At 69.1% G+C, this 1977-nt stretch carries 2 protein-coding genes; both read right to left on the reverse strand.

What is annotated here, in order from left to right; translation table 11 throughout:
* A partial coding sequence (locus BRAO375_RS19025) for an AAA family ATPase (protein ID WP_035641141.1) occupies positions 1-786 on the reverse strand: 786 nt, incomplete at its 3' end.
* A 6-nt stretch (positions 787-792) separates the two neighbouring features.
* Entirely contained in the window at positions 793-1815 is a 1023-nt protein-coding gene (locus tag BRAO375_RS19030; protein WP_009029086.1) for a xanthine dehydrogenase family protein molybdopterin-binding subunit, read from the reverse strand.
* Between the last annotated feature and the right edge of the window lie 162 nt (positions 1816-1977).

Here is a 1977-nt window from a genome sequence, read left to right on the forward strand (position 1 = left end):
CGCGTCCGGCCAGCGCGCGCCGGTCGTGTTCAGCAGCGTCGCCGCCTCCGCCCAATCGACCGCCTCGGCAATTCCCGGCGCCTTGCTCAGCGGCTCGCGCCTGAGCTTGGCGACGGCCGCGACCACCGCGCGTGCGGTCGCCTCGGCGACGCTGGAGGCGCGCATCATCACGATCCGCGCCTCGCGCTCGGCGTCGGGATAGTCGATCCAGTGATAGACGCAGCGGCGGCGCAGGGCTTCATGCAGGTCGCGCGTGCGGTTCGAGGTCAGCACGACGATCGGCCGCTCGGCGGCGCGCACGGTGCCGCGCTCGGGGATCGAGATCTGGAAGTCGGAGAGGAATTCGAGCAGGAACGCCTCGAACTCCTGGTCGGCGCGATCGATTTCGTCAATCAGCAGCACGGTCGCGTCAGGCGCACGCAGGCAGGCCAGCATCGGCCGCTCGATCAGAAAGCTCTCGCCATAGATGTCGATGCTCTCCTCGCCCGCTTGGCGGATCGCGAGCATCTGGCGCGGATAGTTCCACTCGTAGAGGGCGGCCGCTGCATCGATGCCCTCGTAGCATTGCAGCCGGATCAGCTTGCGGCCGAGCACTGCCGCAATCGCCTTCGCCGCCTCGGTCTTGCCGACACCTGGCGCGCCCTCCAGCAGCAGCGGCTTGCCGAGCGCGAGCGCGAGATAGGCCGCGGTGGAGAGCCCCTCATCGGCGAGGTAATAGGCCGCGCGCAACGCCTTCTCCAGCGCCTGCGGCGAGTCGATGCCGACAATGGTGCTGCGAACGACCATGCGCCGTCACCGCCGCGTCTGCGGCCGCGCGCCGCCCTGGGCCTTGATCGCGCGCAGCACTTTTTCGGGCGTGATCGGCAGCTCGTCGATGCGCACGCCGACCGCATTGAAGATCGCATTCGCGATCGCCGGCAGCACCGGATTGGCGCACATCTCGCCCGGGCCCTTGCCGCCGAACGGACCGTCAGGCGCGGGCCGCTCCAGCACCGCGATATCGTGCGGACAGATATCGCCCGGCCCAGGCATCAGATATTCGACGAAGTCGCGCGGGCCCTGCCTGGGATCGGGATAATACGGCTCCGTCGTCTCATACAGCGCGTGGCTCATCCCCATCCAGGCGCCGCCGACCAGCTGCTGCTCGACGAGGCGCGGATTGAGCGCACGGCCTAGCTCATAGGCAGAGTCCATCCTGACCACGCCGACCTCGCCGGTCTCGTCGTCGACATCGACCTCCGCGACGAGGCAGGCATGCGCGTAGCATGTCGCCGGCGACATCTCGCCGGTCTCGGGATCGACGTCCGACAGCGGCACGAGAAAGATGCCGCGCCCCGAGATCGTCTTGCCCTGCCGGAATTGCGCGGCGATCGCGACGTCCTTCACCGAGATCGACCGGTGCGGCGCGCCCTTGACATGGATGTTGCCGCGGCCGTCCGTTTCGAGATCGCTGGCATTGACCTCGAGCTCTTCCGCGGCCGCCTCCATCATCACGCCGCGCGCCTCCTTCGCCGCAGCCATGACCGCGTTGCCGACGCGATGCGTGCCGCGCGAGGCGAACGAGCCCATGCAGTGCGGGCCGGTGTCGGAGTCCGCCGTGTCGACATAGACGTCCTCGACGGGCACGCCGAGCGTCTCGGCGCAGATCTGCCGCGTCACCGACTTCATGCCTTGTCCGAGATCGATCGACGACAGCGCCACCGTGAACTTGCCGCTGGGGTTCGAGTGCACCAGCGCCTGGCTCGGGTCGCCGCCGAGATTCATGCCGATGGGATAGTTGATCGCCGCCATGCCGCGGCCGCGGTGCCTGGTCATCTCAGCGCCTCCTCGTGCCGAACACGGATGAGAACCGGGTCGCGCCGTGTCCCGACGATGGTGCGGACGGCGGCGGTGGTGGTGGCGGCTCGGGCGAGGAGATGGGCAGCCCGCGGTCGTAGCTGGTGCGCTGCTGCGCCGGCGCAGATCGCGGCTGCGCCG

Source organism: Bradyrhizobium sp. ORS 375 (genome assembly GCF_000239775.1).
In the GTDB taxonomy this organism is placed as follows: Bacteria; Pseudomonadota; Alphaproteobacteria; order Rhizobiales; family Xanthobacteraceae; genus Bradyrhizobium.